Below are 23,706 nucleotides of genomic sequence, written 5' to 3' on the forward strand. Positions count from 1 at the left end.
CCGGCGGGCGGTGGGGTAGGTCAGCCCCCATGACCACGGCAGGCATCATCACCCTGGGCGGCGCGCCCGAAGGCTACGACGCGCGGCTGCTCGCGCGCGAGCTGGAAAAGAGCGGCGGCGCCGTCATCCATGTCGCCCGCGACGACAAGCGGCTGGAGGCGATGCGTACCGCGCTGGCCTTCTTCGCGCCCGACGCCGTGGTGCTGACCCTGCCGGCCTGGGATTGCCTGCCCTTCGACCGCATCTCGCCCAACCCGGACGTTTCGGCGACGCGGATGGCGACGCTGGCGGCGCTGGCCCATGGCGTGCCGGGGCCGTTCATCCTGCTGACGACGCTGAGCGCGGCGATGCAGCGGATTCCGGCGCGCGATACGTTGCGCGAGGCCTCTTTCTCGGCCCGGGTCAACGGCCGCATCGACGAGGCCGGGCTGCGGCAGTTCCTGGTCCGCATGGGCTTCGTCCAGAGCCCGACCGTGACCGAGCCCGGCGACTACGCGGTGCGCGGCGGCATCATCGACATCTACCCGCCGGGCGCCGGCGGGCCGGTGCGGCTCGACCTGTTCGGCGACGTGCTCGACGGCGCCCGGCGCTTCGATCCGGTCAGCCAGCGCACGGTGGAGAAGCTCGAAGCGGTCGAGCTGGCGCCGGTCTCCGAGGTGATCCTCGACGAGGCATCGATCACCCGCTTCCGCCAGAACTACCGGCTGGAATTCGGCGCCGCCGGCACCGACGACCCGCTTTACGAGGCGGTCAGCGCCGGCCGCAAACATGCCGGGATGGAGCATTGGCTGCCCTTCTTCCACGATCGGCTGGAAACCCTGTTCGGCTACCTGCCCGAAGCCAGCGTGATGCTCGACGACCAGCTGACGCCGGCGCGGCTGAGCCGCTGGGAGGGCATTGCCGACCAGTATGATGCCCGGCGCGAGGCGATGACGGCCAAGGGCCGGCTCGACTCGGTCTACAAGCCGTGCCCGCCCGGGCTGCTCTATCTCGACGATGGCGACTGGGAGGCGGCGACGGCCGAGCACCGGGTGATCCAGCTGACGCCTCTGCAACAGGGCGTCGGGCCCGGGGTGCTGGATGCCGGCGGCCGCATCGGCCGCAATTTTGCCCCCGAGCGCCAGCAGGAAAACATCAGCCTTTTCGGGGCCCTGGCCGACCATGTTCGGACCAAGCGCGAACAGGGCCAGGTCATCGTCGCCAGCTATTCCGACGGCGCGCGCGAGCGGCTCAAGGGGCTGCTGGAGGACGAGCACCTCGAAGGCGCGGCCGAAATCCGTGACATTCGCGATGTCAGGGACGGGAAAGGCGGGCTTTTCCTCGCCGTCTGGGCGCTGGAGCACGGTTTCGAGGCGCCCGGCCTGACCGTGATCTCGGAACAGGACGTGCTCGGCGACCGGCTGATCCGGAGCCCGAAGAAACGCCGCAAGGCCGAGAACTTCCTGACCGAAACGCAATCGCTGTCGCCGGGCGACCTCGTCGTCCATGTCGAGCACGGCGTCGGCCGCTATACCGGGCTCGAGACCATCACCGCCCTCGGCGCGCCGCATGAGTGCATCGCGCTGGAATATGCCGAGGGCGCGCGGCTCTACCTGCCGGTCGAGAATATCGAGCTGCTGAGCCGCTACGGTCACGAGGAAGGGCTGCTCGACAAGCTCGGCGGTGGCGCCTGGCAGGCCAAGAAGGCGCGGCTGAAGGAACGCATCCGCGAGATGGCGGACCGGCTGATCCGGATCGCGGCCGAACGCCACCTGCGCCACGCCCCGATCCTGGAGGCGCCGCACCACGCCTGGGAGGCGTTCAGCGCCCGTTTCCCCTATCAGGAGACCGACGACCAGCTGGCGGCGATCGAGGACGTGCTCAAGGACCTCGACGCCGGCACGCCGATGGACCGGCTGGTGGTCGGCGATGTCGGCTTCGGCAAGACCGAGGTGGCGATGCGCGCCGCTTTCGTCGCGGCGATGTCGGGGGCGCAGGTGGCGGTGGTGGCACCGACGACGCTGCTCGCCCGCCAGCATTACAAGAGCTTCGCCGAACGCTTCCGCGGCTTCCCGATCCAGGTCCGCCAGCTGTCGCGCTTCGTCACCGCCAAGGAGGCAGCCAAGACCCGCGCCGGGCTGGCCGACGGCACCGTCGATATCTGCATCGGCACCCATGCGCTGCTGGCCAAGACGGTGAAGTTCAAGAACCTCGGCCTGATGGTGATCGACGAGGAGCAGCATTTCGGCGTCTCCCACAAGGAGCGGCTGAAGGAGATGCGCACGGATATCCACGTGCTGACGCTCACGGCCACGCCGATCCCGCGCACGCTGCAGCTTAGCCTCACCGGCGTCCGCGACCTGTCGATCATCGGCACGCCGCCGGTCGACCGGCTGGCGATCCGGACCTATGTCAGCGAATTCGACACCGTGACCCTGCGCGAGGCGCTGCTGCGCGAGCATTTCCGCGGCGGCCAGTCCTTCTTTGTCGTGCCGCGGATCAAGGACCTGCCCGACATGGAGGAGTTCCTGCGCGAGCAGGTGCCGGAGGTCAGCTTCGTCACCGCCCATGGCCAGATGGCGGCGGGCGAGCTCGACGACCGGATGAACGCCTTCTACGACGGCAAATACGATGTGCTGCTGGCGACGACGATCGTCGAATCCGGTCTCGACATTCCGACCGCGAACACCATGATCGTCCATCGCGCCGACATGTTCGGCCTGGCCCAGCTCTACCAGATCCGCGGCCGGGTCGGGCGCTCGAAGACCCGCGCCTATTGCTACCTGACCACCAAGCCGCGGGCGCCGCTGACCGACCAGGCGGTGAAGCGGCTGCGGCTGCTGGGCAGCCTCGACAGCCTCGGCGCCGGCTTCACCCTGGCCAGCCAGGACCTCGACCTGCGCGGCGCCGGCAACATCCTCGGCGAGGAGCAGTCGGGCCATATCTCGGAAGTCGGCTACGAGCTCTACCAGGCGATGCTGGAAGAGACGATCGCCAAGATCAAATCGGGCGAGATCGACGGGCTGACGGTGCAGGACGACCAATGGGCGCCGCAGATCAACCTCGGCGTTCCGGTGCTGATCCCCGATCACTACGTTCCCGATCTCGACGTCCGGCTGGGCCTCTACCGCCGGCTGTCGGGCCTGACCACCAAGGTCGAGCTGGAGGGCTTCGCCGCCGAACTGATCGACCGTTTCGGCAAGCTGCCGAAGGAGGTCAACACGCTGATGCTGGTGGTGCGGATCAAGGCGATGTGCAAGCGCGCCGGGATCTCGCGCCTCGACGGCGGGCCCAAGGGGGCGACGATCCAGTTCCACAACGACAAGTTCGCCAATCCCGCCGGGCTGGTGGAATTCGTTCAGGCCCAAGGCGACCTGGCCAAGATCAGGGACAACAAGATCATCGTCCGGCGCGAATGGAAGTCCGAGGCCGACCGCATCCGCGGCGCCTTCGCCATCGCCCGCGACCTGGCCGAGAAGGTGCCGCAGAAGAAGGCGAAAGAGCAGGTCTGAGCGCCGCCACAAAAAAAGCGTGCCCCGCAATGAAACACCGCGAGACACGCCGAACGTGACTTAACTTTCGATGGCGCCCCCAGGTCACCAAACCACTAAAAAAGCGCCTAAAAGACTTAAGAAGAGCGTTACCCCACCCCTCTGACTATCTGGTCAGATTAGCATGTTTTCCTCGCGATTTTGTGACTCAAATCAAATTTTCGACGCGATCAACAGAGTTTTTCCAAATAGGAAACAATCACCCGCCCGCGCGGATCTATCGGCGCGCGCCGGAGCGCCGGCCCCGCAGCTTGCCCGCGGCTTGGCTGGCGGGGACGGGCTCAGTTGCGCGGGATGGTCTGCATCAGCCCCCAGCCCAGCGTGCACAGCACCGCGATCGACGCCATCAGCGGCACCGGCGTGCCGTTGAAGGCGAGCCCGATCGGCGCCGCGATGCCGACCGCCAGAACCGTTGCGATGGCGCCGACGATCGAGGCCGCCATGCCGGCGATATGGCCCATCGGCTCCATTGCCAGCGCGTTCAGGTTGCCCAGCACCAGCCCGGCCATGAAGAAGATGCCGGTGGTCCAGACCAGGTAGGCGGGAAAGCGCAGCATCTCGGGCAGCAGCTCGAAATGGGTCAGCACGGTCATCAGCGCCGAGAAGCTGAGCTGCACCAGCAGCGTCGTCGAGATCATCCGTCGCATGCCGAGACGGACGACGAGCTGGGCGTTGAGGAAGCTGGCGCTGCCGGCCATGATCGCGATCATCGCGAACCAGGCCGGGAAGCTTTCGCCGCGGCCGTAGCTGATATCGAAGATCTGCTGGGTCGAGGACAGGGTTCCGAACAGCGCCGCGAAGGCCAGGGTCTGCACCGCGATGGCGGTGACGACGACGCGATGGGTCAGCACCTCGCGCAGCGCCGCCAGCAGCGGGGCCAGCCGCATCGGGCGACGGGCTTCGACCGGCAGGGTCTCGGGCTGGCGCAGGCCGAGCCAGAGCGAGGAGATCAGCGAGAAGGTGATGAAGGCGCCGAAGATGCCGCGCCAGCCGAAGGCGTCGATGATGAAGGTGCTCATCGCCGGGGCGATGGCCGGCACCAGGGTAAAGACCATCATCGCGAAGGACATCACCCGGGCCATCTGCCGCCCGGCATGCAGGTCGCGCACCATCGCCAGCGCGACGACGCGCGGTCCGGCGGCGCCCAGCCCCTGCAGCACCCGCGCCGCCAGCACCAGCTCGAGCGTCTGCGCCATCGAGGCCAGCGCCGCGCCGATGGTGTAGAGCACCGCGCCGCCGAGGATCGCCTGCTTGCGGCCGATGGCGTCCGAGATCGGGCCGGCGAAGAAGGTGCCGACCCCCATGCCGAGGACGAAGGAGGTCAGGATCAACTGGGCGCGGTTGAGATCGTCCGGCGTCAGCTGGCGGCCGATCTCGGGCAGGGCGGGCAGCATCGAGTCGATCGAGAAGGCCACCGTGGCGAAGAGCATCGCGATCATGGCGATGAACTCCACCGGGGAGAGCATTTTCCGCGGCCCGCGCGCCGTCGGATTGATCGTCTGGTCGGTCACGTCACTGGTCCTCGCCGGCGGCATCCTGCACCGCCCGTTTCTCGGCGATCTCGTCGATCACCTGCTGCCACAGCGCCACGGTCTGGGCGCCGGGCAGGACATACTGGTCCGCCAGGATGAAGGTCGGCACCGCGTTGATGCCGCGCTCGCGGGCATGGGCGTCGCGCTTGGCGATGGCCGCGCGGTCGGCCTCGCTGGCCAGCAGCCGGGCGATCATCTCGCCGTCGAGGCCGCAGGCCGCGCCGATCGCCGCCAGCACTTCCGGATCGCCGATGTCGCGGCCCTCGCGGAAATAGGCCCGGAACAGGGCGCCGACGACGGCGGTCTGCTTGCCCTCGAGCCCGGCCCAGTGGATCAGCCGGTGGGCGTCGAGCGTGTTCGGCGTCCGGGCGATGCGCTCGAAATCGATATCGACGCCGGCGGCGCGGGCGGCCTCGGCGATCTTGCCATAGACCGCGGTCGCGCGCTCGGGGCCGCCGAACTTGGCCTCGAGGTAGGTCCGGCGATCCATGCCCTCGGCCGGCATCTCGGGATTGAGCTGGAACGGGTGCCATTCGACGCGGAACGGATGCCCGGGCCGCGATTCCAGCGCCCGGTCGAGCAGGGTCTTGCCGATATAGCACCAGGGGCAGACGGGATCGGAGAAGATATCAAGCCGGATCATTTTGGGCCTCGTAGTCCTGGCGCAGCGCCCGGCGCAGCAGCTTGCCGTTGGCGCCCTTGGGCAGGGAGTCGCGATGGACGAAGATGCGCGGCTGCTTGTAGCGGGCAAGGTTTTCCGCGACATGGGTCGAAAGCGCGGCGGGGTCAAGAGCTTCACCTGTGTAGAAACAGGCGATGACGGTGGCGTCGGCCTTGACCGTGACCTCGACGGCGGCGGATTCGTGGACGCCGTCGAGACGGTTGACCACGGTCTCGACCTCGATCGGCGAGACCCGGTAGCCGCCGGCATTCATCATGTCGTCGTCGCGGCCGAGATAGGTGACGGCATAGTCCTCGGCCATCGAAACGGTGTCGCCGGTAACGAACCATTCGCCCCTGAACCGCGCCCGGGTCTCGTCCTCGGCACCGAGATAGCCGAGGAACAGGCCGGGATCGCGGTCCGAGACGGCGAGGGTGCCGGGGGTGCCGATCTCGACCGGCGCGCTGTCGGGGCCGAGCACGGCGATGCGGCGGCCCTGCTGGGGATAGCCCGAGGCGCCCGGTGGCGCCGGGTGGCCGGGGGCGGCGGAGAGGAAGGTCGAGCATTCCGACATGCCGAGCGCCTCGTGCACCTCGGTCCCGGTCGCCTGCTGCCAGGCATGGCGGACGGTGTCGGGCAGCTTCTCGCCGGCCGAGAGGCCGTGGCGCAGCTTGGGCAGGTCCAACTTCGGGTGCTCCCGCAACATCTGGCGGTAAACCCCTGGCGCGGCGGCGAAAATCGTCGCGTCGAAACGCTTGAGCAGGAGCGGCAGTTGCGCCGGGGTGACGCCGGCGCCGGGAATCAGCGCGGTGGCGCCCAGCGTCCACGGGTCCATCAACCCGGTGCCCAGCGTGTAGGTCCAGTTGAAGGCCCCGGCGTGGAGGATGCGGTCGGCGCCGGTCATGCCATACCAGCCGTCCCACATCATCCGCCGCGCCCAGATCGCCCGGTGGGCATGCATCACGGCGCGGGAATTGCCCGAGGTGCCAGAGGTGTAGATGATATAGGCCAGCCGCTCCGGGTCGCCCATCTGCCAGTCGCAGGGGGCGTTGTCGCGCAGCGCGGCCAGCGCCGCCTCGTCCAGCACCGGGCAGGGCGGGCTGTCCGGCAGGGCGATGCCGGCGCCGGCGGCGATCAGCTTCGGGCCGATCTCGGCGACGATCTTGGCGACCTCGGGCGCGGTCAGCTGCGACGAGGTCGGCACCGGCACCAGCCCGGCGGCGATGGCGCCGAGGAACAGGATCGGGAACTCGACCGTGTTGCCCAGCCGCAGGAGCACCCGGTCGCCCGGGCTGAGCCCGAGCGCCAGCAGCCCGGTCCCGGTGCCGCGCACCGCCGCCGCCAGCTTGCCGTAGCTCCAGCGTTCCGCCCCGGTCGGCCGCACGATCTGCAGCGCGTTGCGGTCGGGAACCGTCTCGGCCTCGGCCAGCACATAGGCGGCGAGGTTGAACGGCGCGGGGCAGGGCGCCGGGGCGCCATTGTCGAAGAGCGAGAGCATGGCGACGGGCTACGCCGCGATGGCGGCAGTTGCAAGCCGCAGCGGTTGTGCCGTATTGCACAGAAGCCTGTTCAGGAGGCTCCGATGAGCGAAACCGACCCCACCAGCATCATCCGCATCGCCCGCGAGAGCGGCGCGAGCGAACCGGTCGAGCCCCTGAACCTGGGCGAACGGGTGCGGGCGCTGCGCAAGGCCAGGGGCTGGACGCTGGAACAGGCGGCGCAGCAGGCCGGGCTGGCGCGCTCGACCCTGTCGAAGATCGAGAACGGCCAGATGTCGCCCACTTACGAGGCGCTGAAGAAGCTGGCCGAGGGGCTGGCGATCTCGGTGCCGCAGCTCTTCACCCCGGCGGCGCAGGCGCAGGTGACCGGGCGGATGACGGTGACGAAATCGGGCGCCGGCCAGGCCCATGCCACGGTGACCTACGAGCACGAGTTGCTCGCCGGCGGCCTGACCCGCAAGCAGATGCTGCCCTACCGCGCCCGGATCCGGGCCCGCAGCCTCGAGGAGTTCGACGGCTGGGTGCGCCACGAGGGCGAGGAGTTCCTCTATGTCCTGACCGGCACGATCCGGCTCTATACCGAGTTCTACGAGCCGGTCGAGATGCGCCGCGGCGACAGTGCCTATTACGACGCCACCATGGGCCACAACGTGGTCTCGACCTCGGCCGAGGATGCGACCATCCTCTGGGTGACCTCGCTGAGCTGAGGGCGCGATGGGATACGAGATCGAACCGGCGACGGCGGCGGATGCCGAGAGCCTGTCGGTGCTGGCGACGCAGGTCTGGCTCGACACCTATGCCGTGCGCGGCGTGCGGCCCGACTATGCCGCCCACGTGCTGCGCGAATACGCGCCGGAGGCGTTCCGCACCGCGGTGGCGAAGGGCGACACGCGGCTGATCCTGTGCCGCGACGGCGCGTATCTGCTGGGCTATATCCGGCTGCTGCTGGCGCCGGAGCCGCCGGGCGAAGGCTGCGGCACGGCCGAGATCGGCACGCTCTACGTCCAGCCGGCGCAGAAGGGCCGGGGCATCGGCAGCGCGCTGTTGCAGGCGGCGCTGGAGGCGGCGCGGCAGGCCGGGCACGACCGGGTCTTCCTGACCGCCTTTGCCGGCAACCATGCCGCGGCCGGCTTCTACCGGGCGCGCGGCTGGCATTTCTGGGGCGACTGGACCTTCCACCTCGAGGGCGAGGCGGTGCCGAACCACGTCTATTGCATCGATACCGGACGCGGCTGAACTTCGGCGTCAGCCCTTGACCAGCCGCAGATCCGGGGGAGAGGGGGTAAACGGGGCTGGGGCCTCGTGCAGCCCCTTCGGCGTTTCCGGCGCCGCCGGGTCGGTTGCGGTCGGTCGGCGGCGGGCCGGGCGCTCGACCCGGGTCGCCGGGGCGGTGACGGCATAGCGGATCAGGGCGCAGGAGAGGACGGAGAAGCGGCGCGGCGGCAGGCCGATGGCGCCGTCGCAGACCAGGCAGCCCAGCAGCAGCGGACTTTCGTCGCGGTCGTTGACCAGCGGCAGCAGCGCCAGTGCGGCGGCGATGGCGGGGCGGCCGGGGCCGGCCAGGCTTTCCAGCTGCAGCAGCGCCCGGACAGGGCCGGCGCCGACCCGTTCGATCGTGGCGGCGAAGGCGTCGCGGTCGGGCGGCGCGACGAAGGCGCTCAACGGCATGCCGCGGACCTCCATGCCCATGATCTCGTTCAGAGCCATCCCGGCGCGGCGCAGCCGGGCGGTGCCGGGGGCGATCCGCTCGGCGAGGAAGACCCGGTCGCGCGCCGGCTCCAGCCCGCGCGGCTCGACCTCGGCCCGCAACGGCGCCGGCCGGCCGGCGCGCAGCGCCTCCCAATAGCCGACGACCTGCTGGATGAGCGGATCGGACCGCATCTGTTCTCCTTCCTGCGGGTTTCCGCCTGTGCCCGGTCTGCGAACCCGCGGGCAGGCCCCGGGACGGCGGCGCGACGCCATGGCGGCGAGCGGCGATTGTTCCTGCCGTCACGCTCTGTTAACCCTAGCGGGGCAAAGATTACCCGTGGGTTAAGAGGACCATCCTTTCGGCTGTCCCTCCCCGGGATCGGCGGTGCAGGGACAAGAGGGATGAACGCATGATCGTGTCGATGACCGGCTTCGCCTCGCGCAAGGGCGAGGGGGCGGGCGCGCGCTGGAGCTGGGATATCCGCAGCGTCAACGGCAAGGGGCTCGATCTGCGGCTGCGGCTGCCCGACGGCATCGCCGGGCTGGAGCAGGCGGTCCGCGCCGAACTGGGCAAGCGGGTCCAGCGCGGCAATGTCAGCCTGACGCTCAAGCTGACGCGCGAGGCCGGGGCCGAGGCGCTGCGGCTGAACCCCGAGGTCCTGGCCGCGGTGCTGACGGCGCTGGCCGGGGTCGAGCGGGCGGCGAACGAGCGCGGCGTGGTGCTGGCCCAGACCTCGGCGGCCGAGATCCTGGCCCAGCGCGGCGTGCTCGACGCCGGCGGCGAGGAGGAGGACAGCGCGCCGCTGCTGGCGGCGCTGATGGCCGACCTGCCGGGACTGCTCGACGCTTTCCAGGAAATGCGGGCGGCCGAGGGCACGGCGCTGGCCGAGGTGCTGGCGGGCCAGGTCGACCGGATCGCGGCGCTGGCGGCCGAGGCACGCGAACTGGCCACGGCACGGCGGGCGCAGATGGACGAGACCCTGCGCGAAAACCTTGCCCGCGTGCTCGCCAATGCCGCCGAGGCCGATCCCGACCGGGTGGCGCAGGAACTGGCGCTGATCGCGGTCAAGGCCGACGTGACCGAGGAGCTCGACCGGCTCGACGCCCATGTCGCCTCGGCCCGCGCCCATCTTGCCGGCACCGGCCCGGTGGGCCGCAAGCTCGACTTCCTGACGCAGGAATTCAACCGCGAGGCCAACACCTTGTGCTCGAAATCGCAGAATGCCGAACTGACCCGGGTCGGGCTTGACCTCAAGCTCGTCATCGACCAGATGCGCGAGCAGGTTCAGAACGTGGAGTGAGATGCGGTGACGATGCAGCGGCGCGGCCTTCTGGTCATCCTGTCTTCGCCCTCCGGGGCGGGCAAATCGACGCTGGCCCGGCGGCTGATGCAATGGGACCCGACACTGAGCTTCTCGGTCTCGGCCACCACCCGCACCCCGCGCCCGGGCGAGGTTGACGGCGCCGACTATTTCTTCCGCTCGCGCGAGGAGTTCCTGGCCATGGTCGAGGCCGGCGAGATGCTGGAACATGCCGAGGTCTTCGGCAATTTCTACGGCACCCCGCGCGCCCCGGTCGAACAGGCGATGGAGGCCGGCCGCGACACGCTGTTCGATATCGACTGGCAGGGCGGCCAGCAGATCCGCAATTCGCCGCTGGGCCGCGACGTGATCTCGGTCTTCGTCCTGCCGCCCTCGATCGCCGAGCTCGAGCGCCGGCTGCGGGGCCGGGGCCAGGACAGCGAGGAGGTCATCGCCGGCCGGATGGAGAAGAGCCAGGCCGAGATCAGCCACTGGGCGGAATACGACTACGTGCTGGTCAACCGCGATATCGACGTGGCCGAGCAGGAGCTGCGCACCATCCTGACGGCCGAGCGGATGCGCCGCGACCGCCAGCCCGGCCTGACCGAATTCGTCCGCGGCCTCAACCAGGAGTTCGAAGACAGATGATCTATGCGCTCGACGGCATCACCCCGACCTTCCCCGAAGACGGCGACTACTGGGTCGCCCCCGATGCCAACCTGATCGGCAAGGTGGTGCTGGAGAGCGGCGCCTCGGTCTGGTTCGGCTCGACCCTGCGCGGCGACAACGAGGAGATCCGGGTCGGGGCCGGCTCGAACGTGCAGGAGAACTGCGTCTTCCACACCGACATCGGCTACCCGCTGAGCGTCGGGCGGAACTGCACCATCGGCCACAAGGTGATGCTGCACGGCTGCACCATCGGCGACGGCGCGCTGATCGGCATGGGGGCGACGGTGCTGAACGGAGCCAAGATCGGCAAGGGCTGCCTGATCGGCGCCGGCGCCCTGATCACCGAGGGCAAGGAGATCCCCGACGGCAGCCTGGTGATGGGCGCGCCGGGCAAGGTGGTGCGGATGCTGGACGATGCGGCGCAGGCGGGGCTGATCGCCTCGGCTCAGCATTACCAGGACAACATGCGCCGCTACCGGGCCGGGTTGAAGCCGGTCTGAGCAAGGCCGGGGGCGCTGCCCCCGGACCCCCGGGATATTTTCGCTGAGAGGAAAGCAGGGCGGAACGGGACATCTTTGCGACCGTCGCGCGCTTGCGGGCGCGCGCGGGCCGTGCGATGGGAACGGCAAAGGAGTGCCCGCCATGACCGACCGCAAGCCCTTCGAAACCCTCGTCCGCCGCACCGGCTGGCCCGACAGCGTCAGCCGCGCCGTGGCGACGCCGATCCAGCCTTCCGTCGTCTATGCCTCCGACAGCCCGGACGAGCTCGACGCGCAATATGCCGGCGATGTCGCGGGCTACACCTACGCCCGTGAGGGCCATCCCAATGCCGACGTGCTGGCGCGCAAGATCGACGGGCTGGAGGGCGCCGAGGGCGGGTTGATCACCGGCTCGGGCATGGCGGCGGTGACGGCGGCGCTGATGGGGCTGCTGAACGCGGGCGACCACATCATCGGCGGCGACCAGCTCTACGGCCGCTCGCTGCGGCTGATGACCCAGGACCTCAACCGCTTCGGCATCGCCACCAGCCTGGCCGACCCGACCGACATCGCCGCCATCGAGGCCGCGATCCGGCCGGAGACGAAGATGATCCTGGTCGAGGTGGTCTCGAACCCGACGCTGCGGGTGGCCGACATGGAGGGCATCGCCCGGCTCTGCGCCGAGCGCCGGATCCTGCTGGCGGTCGACAACACCTTCACCACGCCGCGCGCCTACCGGCCCTTCGACCACGGCGCCGATATCGTCATCCATTCGGTGACCAAGCTGCTGGCCGGCCATTCCGACGCCACGCTGGGCTATGTCGCCGCCCGCGATCCGGCCCATCGCAAGGCGATCTACGATTTCGCCGTCACCACCGGGCTGACGCCGAGCCCGTTCGACTGCTGGCTGGCCGAGCGCGGCCTCTACACCTTCAGCCTGCGCTACGACCGGGCCGAGGAGAACGCGCGCCAGCTGGCCGCCCACCTGGCCAGCCTGACCGGGGTCAAGCGGGTGCTCTACCCGACCCGGCCGGACCATCCCGATCACAACCGGGCGATGGCGCTGCTGGGCGCGCGCGGCGGCAACATGCTGTCCTTCGAGCTCGAAGGCGGCCGGGCGGCGGCCAACGCGATGACCCGGGCGATGCCCGAACTCGCCTTCGCGCCGACGCTGGGCGATATCGGCACGACCCTGTCGCACCCGGCCTCGAGCTCGCACCGGGCGATGTCGCCCGAGGCGCGCGAAGCCAATGGCATCAGCGAGGGCTTCTTCCGCATCTCGGTCGGCTGCGAGGAGATCGAGCTGCTGATGCGCGACTTCTCGGCCGGGGTCGCGGCAGCCGAGGCGGCGGGCGAGGCGGCGGGCTAGGGCGCGGCCGCGGGCAGCTCGACCAGGTCGCAGGGCAGGCCGGGCACGGCGGCGGCGATTTCGGCGCGCACCATCGCCGGGTTTGGCAGCCGCCGGCTGAGCGCGCAGACCCGGCCCTGCCAGTTCAGCCCGTCCAGGCGCTTGAGCACGTCGATGACGTCGAAGCGGAGGGTGAAGAGCGGGCAGAGCACCAGCCGGGGCCGGATCCGGGCGATCATCGCCCGGTCGAGGTCCTCGAAGCGGACATGCAGCAGGTCTTCGCCCGAGGCCAGCGCGGCGGCGCCCTCCGGCGCGTCCTCGACGCCGCAGCCGACGATGACGAGAACCGGCCCGCGCCGGTCGGCCGGGTCGGGGGAATGCTCAGGCGCGGCGATCGGCATCTGCGGTCCTCCCGGCGGGCCGCGCCGCCGGCCGGGCGATCGCGGCGCGATCGCGGGCTCGGGGCGGGCCGCCAAACGCGCACAGGGTATCGCGACGGGCCCGCGGGGCAAGCCCGGTCTTCGCGATATGTTTACTTCGCGGCGCCCCTGCCGCAACCTGCGCTGCGCCTGACAGGCGGGCGCAACGGGAGACGGGAATGAATTCGGATCTGCTCAAATCCTTGCTGGCCGGGGTGCCGTTGCCGCTGGTGCTGATCGCGCGCGACGAGCGCATCATGGCGGCCAACGCCGCCGCCCGGGCGATCTATGGCGCCGGGATCGAGGGCCGGCACTACATCACCGTGATGCGCCAGCCGGTGCTGCTGGACGCGATCGAGGGCACCATGCGCCACCGCCAGCCGTCGCAGGCGCGGCTGTCGGTCTCGGGGGCCGGCGGCCGCGAGACCACCTGGAAGGTGCTGGCGGCGCCGGTCTCGGGCGAGGGGGCCGATGGCGTGCTGGTCAGCTTCGAGGACACCACCGATCTGGAACAGGCCGGGCAGATGCGGCGCGATTTCGTCGCCAATGTCAGCCACGAGCTGCGCACGCCGCTGACCGCGCTGCTGGGCTTCATCGAGACGCTGAAGGGGGCGGCGCGCGACGACAATGCCGCGCGCGACCGCTTCCTGGGCATCATGGAGCGCGAGGCGGGGCGGATGAACCGGCTGGTCAGCGACCTGCTGTCGCTGAGCCGGGTCGAGGCCGAGGAGCGGGTGCGCCCGGTCGAGCGGATCGACATCCTGGCGCTGCTCGGCGCCTCGGTGGCGGCACTGCGGCCGATGGCGGCCGAGGCCGGGGTGACGATCGAGATGACCGGCGAGGCGGCGGACCCGGAGGCGACGATCCTGGTGCAGGCCGATCCCGACCAGATGACCCAGGTGTTCAACAACCTGATCGAGAACGCGGTCAAATACGGTGGCGCCGGCAAGCAGGTGACCGTCGATGTCAGCCGCCAGGCCCGCGACGCCTCGTTGCGGGCGCCGGCGGTGCGGATCGACGTCATCGACCGCGGCGAGGGAATCGACGCCATCCACATTCCGCGCCTGACCGAGCGATTCTACCGCGTCGACAGCCACCGTTCGCGCGAGAAGGGCGGCACGGGGCTGGGGCTGGCCATCGTCAAGCACATCGTCAACCGCCATCGCGGCCGTTTCCGGATCGAAAGCGAAAAGGGCGAGGGAAGTAAATTCTCCGTGCTTTTGCCTGAAAGCTAAGGGATTTTCGCACACATTGCGGTGAACTTTGTAACAGGGTGCGGCGATTTCGCCGGCGGCTGTCATGAAACCGTTACATGACTGTCACAAAAGCATTGTGCCGGGGGGCTAGACCGCCCCACAAGGCCGCCGGAGCGCGGTCGCAACGCACCCAAGGAGCATTCGCATGAATTCCGTGAAACTGACCGCCTCGGCGCTCGCGATCATGGCCGTCTCGGCCACCGCCGCCGCCGCCCGCGACCAGATCCAGATCGCCGGCTCGTCGACCGTGCTGCCCTATGCCACCATCGTCGCCGAAGCCTTCGGCGAGAACACCGACTTCCCGACCCCGGTGGTCGAATCGGGCGGCTCCTCGGCCGGCCTGAAGAAGTTCTGTGAAGGCGTCGGCGAGAACACCATCGACATCGCCAACGCCTCGCGCCTGATCAAGGACAGCGAGATCAAGACCTGCGCCGCGAACGGTGTCACCGACATCATGTATGTCCGCATCGGCTATGACGGCATCGTCTTCGCCAGCGACATCAACGGCAACAGCTTCGCCTTCACCCCGGCCGACTGGTACAAGGCGCTGGCCGCCAAGGTCGTCGTCGACGGCAAGGTGGTCGAGAACACCGCGACCAACTGGCACGACGTCAATGCCGACCTGCCGGACCAGGAAATCCAGGCCTTCGTCCCGGGCACCAAGCACGGCACCCGCGAAGTCTTCGAGGTCAAGGTGATCGAGCAGGGCTGCAAGGACACCGGCGCCTACGACGTGCTGCTGAAGGCCAATGACGGCAACAAGAAAGCCGCCGTGAAGGCCTGCACCGAGCTGCGCACCGACGGCCGTTCGGTCGATATCGACGGCGACTACACCGAGACGCTGGCCCGGATCGACAGCAACAAGAACGGCATCGGCGTCTTCGGCCTGTCGTTCTACGAGAACAACACCGACAAGCTGCAGGTCGCGACCATGGACGGCGTGACGCCCTCGACCGAGACCATCGCCTCGGGCGAGTACCCGGTTTCGCGCCCGCTGCAGTTCTACGTCAAGAAGGCCCATATCGGCGTCGTGCCGGGCCTGAAGGAATACGTCCAGTTCTTCGTCTCGGACGAGGTTGCCGGCCCTGACGGCCCGCTGGCCGCCTACGGCCTGGTTGCCGACCCGGAGCTGGCCAAGACCCAGGCCGCGGTCGATGCCGAAGAGACCATGAAGTAAGACCACAGGCGGGGGGCGCTCCGGTGCCCCCCGCATCCCCTTGCTGACTTTTCGAGGCGCTGATGCCCGTTTTCTGGATCGTCGTGATCGTTCTTGCCCTGGCGGCGCTCGGCTATATCGCCGGACGCCGCCGCGCTCTTTCCAGCGCCGGCGGGGATATTCGCAAACTTCATTCCCTGCCATCCTATTACGGCTGGAACGCGGCGCTGCTGGCCGCCGTGCCGGCCTTTCTGCTGCTGATCGTCTGGTTGCTGGGCCAGCCGGCGCTGATCGAGCGCCAGGTCACCGGCATGATCCCCGAGACCGCGATCCCCGAGGGCTCGAACATCTCGCTGGTGATGAGCGACGTGCGCCGCGTGGCCGACGGGCTCGACCTGGCCGTGTCGCAGGGCGTGATGACGGCCGAGGAGGCCCGGACGATGCGGGCCGGCGAGACCGATGTCCGCGCCGAGCTGGGCAAGATCGGCATCGCGCTGGGGTCCGAGGTGAACCCCACGGTGATGCTGGCCGCGCAGCGGTTCCGCCAGCTGACCCATAGCGGCAACCTGGCGCTGACCGTCGCCGCGCTGGCGCTGGCGCTGGCCGGGCTGGGCTATGGCATGGCGCGGATCCGGCCCGAGTTCCGGGCCCGCAACACCGTCGAGCGGGCGGTGAAGGCGCTGCTGATCCTGGCCTCGACCATCGCCATCCTGACCACCGCCGGCATCGTGCTGTCGATGCTGTTCGAGACCCGCAACTTCTTCGCCCAGTATTCCTGGGTGAAGTTCTTCTTCGGCACCACCTGGTCACCGAACTTCCGCGGCGGCTCGGATCTCGGCATCCTGCCGCTGCTCTGGGGCACGCTCTATATCAGCCTGATCGCGCTGGTGGTCTCGGTGCCGATCGGGCTGTTCGCCGCCGTCTACCTCTCGGAATATGCCGGCCGCAAGATGCGCGCGCTGGCCAAGCCGGCGATCGAGATCCTCGCCGGCATCCCGACCATCGTCTACGGCCTGTTCGCCCTGATCACCGTCGGCCCGCTGCTGCGCGACTACTTCGCCCGGCCGATGGGGCTGGGCGAGAGCGGCTCTTCGGTGATGACCGCGGGCCTGGTCATGGGGGTGATGCTGATCCCCTTCGTCTCGTCGCTGTCCGACGACATCATCAACGCCGTGCCGCAAAGCCTGCGCGACGGCTCGCTCGGGCTTGGCGCGACGCCGTCCGAGACCATCCGCCAGGTGGTGCTGCCGGCGGCGCTGCCGGGCATCGTCGGCGCCATCCTGCTGGCCGCCTCGCGCGCCATCGGCGAGACCATGATCGTGGTGCTCGGGGCAGGGGCGGCGGCCAAGCTCGACCTCAACCCGTTCGAGGCGATGACGACGGTGACGGTGAAGATCGTCAGCCAGCTGACCGGCGACACCGATTTCGCCGCGCCGGAGACGCTGGTCGCCTTCGCCCTCGGCCTGACCCTCTTCGTGCTCACGCTCGGGCTCAACGTTCTGGCGCTCTACATCGTGCGCAAATACCGGGAGCAATACGAATGACCGACGCGACCGCTTCCGACCTCCCGCGCAGCCGGCCGTCGCTGCTGACGCAGGACCCGCGCACCAAGCGCCGCAACGCCGCCGAGGCCCGGTTCCGCGCCTACGGTCAGATCGCCGTGTCGCTGGGCGTGCTGGCGCTGATCGTGCTGCTGTCCTCGATCCTCGGCAACGGCCTGTCGGCCTTCCAGCAGACCTATGTCACGCTGCGTATCGAACTGCCCGAGAACAAGCTCGACAAGTCCGGTGTGCGCGACATCGAGGTGATGAAGAAGGCGACGACGCTGACCTACAGCCCGCTGATCTCGGCCGCGCTGAAGAAGACCATCGCCGACAAGGGCATCAAGATCGACGGGCTGTCGAGCAAGGATATCAGCCGCTTCATCTCGAAGGAGGCACCGGCGCAGCTGCGCAACCGGGTGCTGGCCAATCCGCAGCTGGTCGGCACCACGGTGACGATGGAGATGCTGGCGAACGGCCGGATCGACGGCTACATGAAGGGCCGGGTCGACCGCGCCAGCGCCGCGCTCGACAGCAATGTCAGCCCGGCCCAGCTCGATCTTGCCGACGCGCTGAAGAAGGACGGCCTGCTGGTCAAGCGCTTCAACTGGGACTTCATCACCGCCCCCGATGCCTCGGACCAGCGGCCCGAGGCCGCCGGGCTGGGCGTCGCCATCATCGGCTCGGCCTACATGATGCTGATCGTGCTGGTGCTGGCGCTGCCGATCGGCGTGGCGACCTCGATCTACCTCGAGGAATTCGCGCCGCAGAACCGCTGGACAGACTTCGTCGAGGTCAACATCTCGAACCTGGCCGCGGTGCCGTCGATCGTCTTCGGCATTCTCGGCCTCGCGATCTTCATCAACTTCGTCGGGTTGCCGCAATCGGCGCCGGTCGTCGGTGGCCTTGTCCTGACGCTGATGACCCTGCCGCGGATCATCATCCCGGCCCGCGCCGCGCTCAAGGCGGTGCCGCCGTCGATCCGCGACGCGGCACTGGGGGTAGGGGCCTCGAAGGTGCAGGCAGTGTTCCACCACGTCCTGCCGCTGGCCGCGCCGGGCATCCTGACCGGCCTCATCATCGGCCTCGGCCAGGCCCTGGGCGAGACGGCGCCGCTGCTGCTGATCGGCATGGTCGCCTTCGTCCGCGACTATCCGGGCGCGCCGCCCGAGGGCTTCTTCGATCCCGCCTCGGCGCTGCCGGTGCAGGTCTACAACTGGACTCAGCGGGCCGATCCTGCCTTTGTGGAACGAGCCTCCGGGGCGATCATCGTTTTGCTGGTGTTCCTGGTCATCATGAACGCGACGGCCGTCATTCTGCGCCGCCGCTTCGAACGCCGCTGGTGAGGGTCCGGATATGAACGACATGCGAATTTCGGAGAGACTGTTGGACACCAACGAGATTAAGATCGCGGCCAGCAAGGTGCAGGTCTTCTACGGCGACAACCACGCCATCAAGGATGTCAATGTAGAGATCCGCGACAAGACGGTCACCGCCTTCATCGGGCCGTCGGGCTGCGGCAAGTCGACCTTCCTGCGCTGCCTGAACCGGATGAACGACACCATCCCGTCCTGCCGCGTCGAGGGGCTGATCACGCTCGATGGCGAGGACATCTACGATCCCAAGGTCGACCCGGTGCAGCTGCGCGCCCGCGTCGGCATGGTGTTCCAGAAGCCGAACCCGTTCCCGAAGTCGATCTACGACAACATCGCCTACGGCCCGCGCATCCACGGGCTGGCGCGCAACAAGGCCGAGCTCGACGAGATCGTCGAGAAGAGCCTGCGCCGGGCGGCGCTGTGGGACGAGGTCAAGGACCGGCTGAGTGCCACCGGCACCGGCCTGTCGGGCGGCCAGCAGCAGCGGCTGTGCATCGCCCGCGCCGTGGCGACCGAGCCCGAGGTGCTGCTGATGGACGAGCCCTGTTCGGCGCTCGACCCGATCGCCACGGCGCAGGTCGAGGAGCTGATCGACGAGCTGCGGGCGCAGTTCTCGGTCATCATCGTCACCCACTCGATGCAACAGGCCGCGCGCGTCAGCCAGCGGACGGCCTTCTTCCATCTGGGCAATCTCGTCGAATACGGCGAGACCGGCCAGATCTTCACTAACCCCGAAGATCCGCGTACCGAGAGCTACATCACGGGCCGGATCGGCTGACGGAGGCAGGCATGGAAACGACACATATCGCAGCGGCGTTCGACCGCGACCTGGAAGCGATCCAGGCGATGATCATGAAGATGGGCGGGTTGGTCGAAAGCGCCATCCTCGACGCCTCGCAGGCGCTCGAGACCCGCGACGAGGAACTCGCCGACCAGGTGCGGTCGAACGACAAGCTGATCGACGCGCTCGAAGAGCAGGTCAACGAAGAGGCCGCCCGGCTGCTGGCCCTGCGCTCGCCGACCGCCTCGGACCTGCGCACCGTGCTGACGGTGATGAAGATCTCGGGCAACCTCGAACGCGTCGGCGACTATGCCAAGAACATGGCGAAACGCTCGACCGTGCTGGCGCAGATGTCGCCGATCACCGGGGCAGGGGGCGCGATCCGGCGCATGTCGCGGGCGGTCGAACTGATGCTCAAGGACGCGCTCGACGCCTATGTCCAGCGCGATGCCGAACTGGCCACGGATGTGCGGATGCGCGACCAGGATGTCGATCAGATGTACAACGCGCTGTTCCGCGAGTTCCTCACCCACATGATGGAGGACCCGCGCAACATCACCGCCTGCATGCATCTGCATTTCATCGCCAAGAACATCGAGCGGATGGGCGACCACGTCACCTCGATCGCCGAGCAGGTGATCTACCTCGTGACCGGCGAGATGCCCGACGACACCCGGCCGAAGGGCGACAAGACGTCCTACGCGCTCGACGGCGGGGCCGAGTGATGTCGGGCGCCGAGATGCCGACCGTTCTGCTGGTCGAGGACGAACCGGCGCAGCGCGAGGTCCTGGCCTACAACCTCGAGGCCGAGGGCTTTCGCGTCTCCAAGGCCGAGAACGGCGAGGAGGCGCTGCTGCTGGTCGACGAGGATCTGCCCGATATCGTCGTGCTGGACTGGATGCTGCCCAATGTCTCGGGCATCGAGGTCTGCCGCCGGCTCAAGACCCGCAGCGAGACGCGGTCGATCCCGATCATCATGCTCTCGGCCCGGTCGGAAGAGGTCGACCGGGTGCGGGGGCTGGAGACCGGGGCCGACGATTACGTGGTCAAGCCGTATTCCGTGGTCGAGCTGATGGCCCGGGTCCGGGCCCAGCTGCGCCGGGTGCGGCCCTCGACCGTGGGCGCGGTGCTGGAATACGAGGACATCCGGCTCGATGCCGAGAGCCACCGGGTCTATCGCGGCGACAACGTGCTCAAGCTCGGGCCGACCGAGTTCCGGCTGCTGGCGACCTTCATGGAGAAGCCGGGCCGGGTCTGGAGCCGCGAGCAATTGCTCGACCGCGTCTGGGGCCGCGACATCTATGTCGACACGCGTACCGTCGACGTCCATATCGGCCGGCTGCGCAAGGCGCTGTGCCAGCAGGGCGGCGACGATCCGGTGCGGACGGTGCGCGGCGCCGGCTACGCGCTCGGCTAAGTGGCGCGCAGGGCAAGCCGGAACCGAATATCGGCAATGCTCATAATCGGTATTATGTAAATAAAGCCGGTTGGCGCGCGACCGCCCGCCGGCTTATCTGTTCTCGCCAAAGCCTTCACTTATAAAAGTTTTCCAGCGATCCCGGCAGGAAATCTCCTCCCATCCTGACGATCTCCTGATAGATGCGTTCGCCGGCCGGTCCCATCGGCGTATCGCTGGGCCAGACCAGGAACCAGTGGCGCAGGATCGGCAGCCCCGGCGCCCTGACCAATGCCAGGCGGCCGAACTCCAGCTCGTCGGTCACCGTGTGCAGTGAGATCAGCGCCAGCCCGAGCCCGGCGATCACCGCCTGCTTGATGGTCTCGTTCGAGCCCATCTCGACCGTGTCGATGATCTGGCCCTCGCCGATCCGGTCCAGGTAGCGCGTCATCAGGATGCGGGTGCCCGAGCCTTCCTCGCGGCCGAGGAAGGTCTCGCGGACCAGATCGGCGATCTCGACCTGCGCGGCCCGTGCCAGCGGATGGTCCGGTGGCGCGATGATGCCGTGCGGATGCGGCCCCAGCTGTTCGGCGACGACGTCGGGCTGGCGCGGCGGCCGGCCCATGATCGCCATGTCGACGGCGCCGCGGTCGAGATCGGCGACCACCTCGGTCCGGTTACCGACCCGCAGCACGATCTCGATCTCGGGAAACCTGTCCATCAGCCGCTTGACCAGCCGCGGCGCGAAATACTTGCCGGTGGAGACCACACCGATCGTCACCTTGCCCGCATGGCCCTCGGCCAGGGCCTGAACCTGGCCCAGCCCCTGCGACAAATGCGCCTCGATCCGCTCCGCCGCGACCAGCAGCGCGTGACCGGCCTGGGTCAGCTGCGAACCCGCCGTGTCCGAGCTGCGCTGCAACAGCTTGCTTTGAGCAATTCCCTCTAACGCCTTGATTTGCAAGTGAACGGCCGGCGGCGTCAGGCTGAGCATATCGGCCGCCGCAGTGATCGAGCCGCTGCGCGCCACGGCGGCCAGCGCCCGCAATTGCTTCAAGGTGACGGCTTCCAGCCCCTTCATTTAGCCAACCTTAATGAGAGTGTTACCCTTTTAAATGTCATAAAAGTCCGCCTTCCGCAATGTTTGGCCAGGAACCGCAGACTTGTGAGGAGGAGGCACAATGTCGGCACATGACCCGATATTCGCCGCGGCGGGCATCCCGCCAGCCCTGGAAGACACGGTGGCGCGGCTGGCCCGTGTCGGCGCACAGCTGGCCCGGATGATCGCCCGCGGCGGCCTCGAGCACGATCTCGGCGGCGCCGTCGGCACCAATACCGGCGGCGATGCCCAGAAGGCGCTGGACGTGATCGCCGACGAGGCCTTCATGGAGGCGCTCAAGGACAGCCCGGTGCGCGACTACGCCTCCGAGGAACAGGACAGCGTGGTGACGCTGAACGGCGAAGGCTCCCTCGCTCTCGCCATCGACCCGCTCGACGGCTCGTCCAACATCGACGTCAACGTCTCGATCGGCACGATCTTCTCGATCTACCCTGTGGGCGACACGGCCGAGGCCAGCTTCCTGCGCCCGACCACCGACCAGCTGGCCGCCGGCTACATCATCTACGGGCCGCAATGCTGCATGATGGTGACCTTTGGCAAGGGCACGCTGAAATACGTGCTCGACCCCGAGGACGGCCTCTTCCACCTCGTCAACGACAAGGTGCAAGTGCCTCTTAAATCGTCGGAATATGCGATCAATGCCTCGAACTACCGGCATTGGCCGCGGCCGATCCGGGCCTATATCGACGATTGCGTCGCCGGCGCGGAAGGGCCGCATGCGCGCAATTTCAACATGCGCTGGATCGCCTCGCTGGTGGCCGAAACCCACCGCATCCTGACCCGCGGCGGCATCTTCCTCTATCCCGGCGACGACCGCAAGGGATACGAGCGCGGCCGGCTGCGGATGCTCTATGAATGCGCGCCGATCGCCATGCTGGTGACCCAGGCCGGCGGCCAGGCCACTGACGGCGCCGATGCCATCCTCGGCCAGAGCGTGCCGGACCTGCATGCCCGCACCCCCTTCGTCTTCGGTTCGGCCGAGAAGGTGGCGCGCGTCGCCGCCTATCACGACCTGCCCGACCACGAAACCTCGGCCCTGTTCGGCAATCGCGGCCTCTTCCGGAGCTGATTCATGAGTAAGAAACACCCGATCATCTCGGTCACCGGGTCCTCCGGCGCGGGCACCTCGACCGTCAAGCACACCTTCGACCAGATCTTTCGCCGCGAGGGCATCACCGCGGTCTCGATCGAGGGCGACGCCTTCCACCGCTACGACCGCGCGGCGATGAAGACCGAGCTTGAGAAACGCTATGCGGCCGGCGATCACTCGTTCTCGCATTTCTCCTACGAGGCCAATGAACTCAAGGAGTTGGAGCGCGTCTTTCGCGAATATGGCGAGACCGGCGGCGGTCGGACCCGGCATTATGTCCATGACGAGGCCGAATCCGAACGCTACGGCGTGCCGCCCGGCCATTTCACCGACTGGGCGCCGTTCGAGGAAGGCTCGGACCTGCTGTTCTACGAGGGGCTGCATGGTTCGGTGGTGAATGACGAGGTCGACCTGCCGAAATATGCCGATCTCAAGATCGGCGTCGTGCCGGTCATCAATCTCGAATGGATCCAGAAGATCCACCGAGACCGCGCCAGCCGCGGCTACACCACCGAGGCGGTGACAGACGTGATCCTGCGCCGGATGCATGCCTATGTGCATTGCATCACGCCGCAATTCACCGAGACCGACATCAACTTCCAGCGCGTGCCTGTGGTCGATACCTCGAACCCCTTCGTCGCGCGCTGGATCCCGACCGCGGACGAGAGCCTCGTCGTCATCCGCTTCAAGAACCCGCGCGGGATCGACTTCCCCTACCTGACCTCGATGATCCACGGCAGCTGGATGAGCCGCGCCAACTCGATCGTCATTCCCGGCAACAAGCTCGACCTGGCGATGCAGCTGATCCTGACGCCGCTGATCGACCGCCTGGTGCGCGACTCCAAGCGCGCCTGAGCCCCCTG

At 68.4% G+C, this 23,706-nt stretch carries 22 protein-coding genes; 16 read left to right on the top strand and 6 right to left on the bottom strand.

From position 1 onward, the window contains the following. The first annotated feature begins 29 nt into the window (after positions 1-29). Complete coding sequence (gene mfd / locus ACFOES_RS04975; RefSeq protein ID WP_377832074.1) at positions 30-3,491, top strand: transcription-repair coupling factor; 3,462 nt, start codon at positions 30-32, stop codon at positions 3,489-3,491. A gap of 320 nt (positions 3,492-3,811) precedes the next feature. On the opposite strand, the gene ACFOES_RS04980 is transcribed toward mfd, so the two are convergent. The 3 genes from ACFOES_RS04980 to ACFOES_RS04990 are packed head-to-tail and all read right to left on the bottom strand — an operon-like array spanning position 3,812 to position 7,221. Beyond that, on the bottom strand, positions 3,812-4,996 hold the full coding sequence (locus ACFOES_RS04980; RefSeq protein ID WP_377833005.1) for a multidrug effflux MFS transporter: 1,185 nt from the start codon (positions 4,994-4,996) through the stop codon (positions 3,812-3,814). 46 nt (positions 4,997-5,042) lie between these two features. Further along, on the bottom strand, positions 5,043-5,705 hold the full coding sequence (locus ACFOES_RS04985; protein WP_377832075.1) for a DsbA family oxidoreductase: 663 nt from the start codon (positions 5,703-5,705) through the stop codon (positions 5,043-5,045). Then, positions 5,692-7,221 (bottom strand): class I adenylate-forming enzyme family protein, encoded by a 1,530-nt coding sequence (locus ACFOES_RS04990; protein WP_377832076.1) that lies wholly within the window; start codon positions 7,219-7,221, stop codon positions 5,692-5,694. Before ACFOES_RS04990 ends, ACFOES_RS04985 begins: the two co-directional genes overlap by 14 nt. Positions 7,222-7,305: 84 nt before the next feature. On the opposite strand from ACFOES_RS04990, the gene ACFOES_RS04995 reads away from it, so the two are divergent. Both ACFOES_RS04995 and ACFOES_RS05000 read left to right on the top strand, forming a co-directional pair. Then, entirely contained in the window at positions 7,306-7,929 is a 624-nt protein-coding gene (locus ACFOES_RS04995; RefSeq protein WP_377832077.1) for a helix-turn-helix domain-containing protein, read from the top strand. Between the two features lie 7 nt (positions 7,930-7,936). After that, entirely contained in the window at positions 7,937-8,458 is a 522-nt protein-coding gene (locus ACFOES_RS05000; RefSeq protein ID WP_377832078.1) for a GNAT family N-acetyltransferase, read from the top strand. Positions 8,459-8,467: 9 nt separating this feature from the next. On the opposite strand, the gene ACFOES_RS05005 is transcribed toward ACFOES_RS05000, so the two are convergent. Continuing rightward, positions 8,468-9,103, bottom strand: coding sequence for a PAS domain-containing protein (locus tag ACFOES_RS05005; RefSeq protein ID WP_377832079.1), 636 nt, complete (start codon positions 9,101-9,103; stop codon positions 8,468-8,470). A 218-nt stretch (positions 9,104-9,321) separates the two neighbouring features. Here ACFOES_RS05005 and ACFOES_RS05010 point away from each other — a divergent pair, with 218 nt between their 5' ends. The 4 genes from ACFOES_RS05010 (at position 9,322) to ACFOES_RS05025 (ending at position 12,729) form a co-directional block, all read left to right on the top strand. After that, positions 9,322-10,212 carry a YicC/YloC family endoribonuclease gene (locus ACFOES_RS05010; protein WP_377832080.1) on the top strand — a complete coding sequence of 297 codons (891 nt, stop codon included), beginning with the start codon at positions 9,322-9,324 and terminating at the stop codon, positions 10,210-10,212. A gap of 12 nt (positions 10,213-10,224) precedes the next feature. Then, positions 10,225-10,860 carry a guanylate kinase gene (gene gmk, locus ACFOES_RS05015; RefSeq protein ID WP_377832081.1) on the top strand — a complete coding sequence of 212 codons (636 nt, stop codon included), beginning with the start codon at positions 10,225-10,227 and terminating at the stop codon, positions 10,858-10,860. Beyond that, positions 10,857-11,381, top strand: coding sequence for a gamma carbonic anhydrase family protein (locus ACFOES_RS05020; RefSeq protein ID WP_377832082.1), 525 nt, complete (start codon positions 10,857-10,859; stop codon positions 11,379-11,381). Before gmk ends, ACFOES_RS05020 begins: the two co-directional genes overlap by 4 nt. 142 nt (positions 11,382-11,523) lie before the next feature. After that, entirely contained in the window at positions 11,524-12,729 is a 1,206-nt protein-coding gene (locus tag ACFOES_RS05025) for a trans-sulfuration enzyme family protein (RefSeq protein ID WP_377832083.1), read from the top strand. Here ACFOES_RS05025 and ACFOES_RS05030 read toward each other — a convergent pair. Then, positions 12,726-13,109, bottom strand: a complete 384-nt coding sequence (locus tag ACFOES_RS05030; RefSeq protein WP_377832084.1) for a hypothetical protein — start codon at positions 13,107-13,109, stop codon at positions 12,726-12,728. The genes ACFOES_RS05025 and ACFOES_RS05030 overlap by 4 nt on opposite strands. 197 nt (positions 13,110-13,306) lie before the next feature. On the opposite strand from ACFOES_RS05030, the gene ACFOES_RS05035 reads away from it, so the two are divergent. From ACFOES_RS05035 to phoB, 7 genes are all read left to right on the top strand, one after another. Next, on the top strand, positions 13,307-14,362 hold the full coding sequence (locus ACFOES_RS05035) for a sensor histidine kinase (protein ID WP_377832086.1): 1,056 nt from the start codon (positions 13,307-13,309) through the stop codon (positions 14,360-14,362). 166 nt (positions 14,363-14,528) lie between these two features. Then, complete coding sequence (locus ACFOES_RS05040) at positions 14,529-15,560, top strand: substrate-binding domain-containing protein (RefSeq protein ID WP_377832087.1); 1,032 nt, start codon at positions 14,529-14,531, stop codon at positions 15,558-15,560. A gap of 62 nt (positions 15,561-15,622) precedes the next feature. Continuing rightward, entirely contained in the window at positions 15,623-17,083 is a 1,461-nt protein-coding gene (gene pstC, locus ACFOES_RS05045; protein WP_377832088.1) for a phosphate ABC transporter permease subunit PstC, read from the top strand. Next, positions 17,080-18,426 (top strand): phosphate ABC transporter permease PstA, encoded by a 1,347-nt coding sequence (pstA, locus tag ACFOES_RS05050; protein ID WP_377832089.1) that lies wholly within the window; start codon positions 17,080-17,082, stop codon positions 18,424-18,426. The genes pstC and pstA overlap by 4 nt, the downstream gene beginning before the upstream one ends. Positions 18,427-18,436: 10 nt before the next feature. Next, positions 18,437-19,234 (top strand): phosphate ABC transporter ATP-binding protein PstB, encoded by a 798-nt coding sequence (gene pstB / locus ACFOES_RS05055; RefSeq protein ID WP_377832090.1) that lies wholly within the window; start codon positions 18,437-18,439, stop codon positions 19,232-19,234. A gap of 11 nt (positions 19,235-19,245) precedes the next feature. Then, positions 19,246-19,962 (top strand): phosphate signaling complex protein PhoU, encoded by a 717-nt coding sequence (gene phoU, locus ACFOES_RS05060; protein ID WP_377832091.1) that lies wholly within the window; start codon positions 19,246-19,248, stop codon positions 19,960-19,962. Then, entirely contained in the window at positions 19,962-20,654 is a 693-nt protein-coding gene (gene phoB, locus ACFOES_RS05065) for a phosphate regulon transcriptional regulator PhoB (protein ID WP_377832092.1), read from the top strand. The genes phoU and phoB overlap by 1 nt, the downstream gene beginning before the upstream one ends. Positions 20,655-20,769: 115 nt before the next feature. Here the strand turns inward: phoB and cbbR are convergent, their stop codons facing one another. Beyond that, a complete protein-coding gene (gene cbbR / locus ACFOES_RS05070) occupies positions 20,770-21,714 on the bottom strand; it encodes a LysR family regulator CbbR (protein WP_377832093.1) in 945 nt (314 codons plus the stop codon). 100 nt (positions 21,715-21,814) lie between these two features. Between cbbR and ACFOES_RS05075 the strand changes: the two genes are divergently transcribed. Together ACFOES_RS05075 and ACFOES_RS05080 are read left to right on the top strand one after the other, a co-directional pair. Next, positions 21,815-22,822, top strand: a complete 1,008-nt coding sequence (locus ACFOES_RS05075; protein ID WP_377832094.1) for a class 1 fructose-bisphosphatase — start codon at positions 21,815-21,817, stop codon at positions 22,820-22,822. A 3-nt stretch (positions 22,823-22,825) separates the two neighbouring features. Beyond that, entirely contained in the window at positions 22,826-23,698 is an 873-nt protein-coding gene (locus tag ACFOES_RS05080) for a phosphoribulokinase (RefSeq protein WP_377832095.1), read from the top strand. The last annotated feature ends 8 nt before the right edge of the window (positions 23,699-23,706 follow it).

Source organism: Acidimangrovimonas pyrenivorans (assembly GCF_042643245.1).
Lineage (GTDB): Bacteria > Pseudomonadota > Alphaproteobacteria > Rhodobacterales > Rhodobacteraceae > Acidimangrovimonas > Acidimangrovimonas pyrenivorans.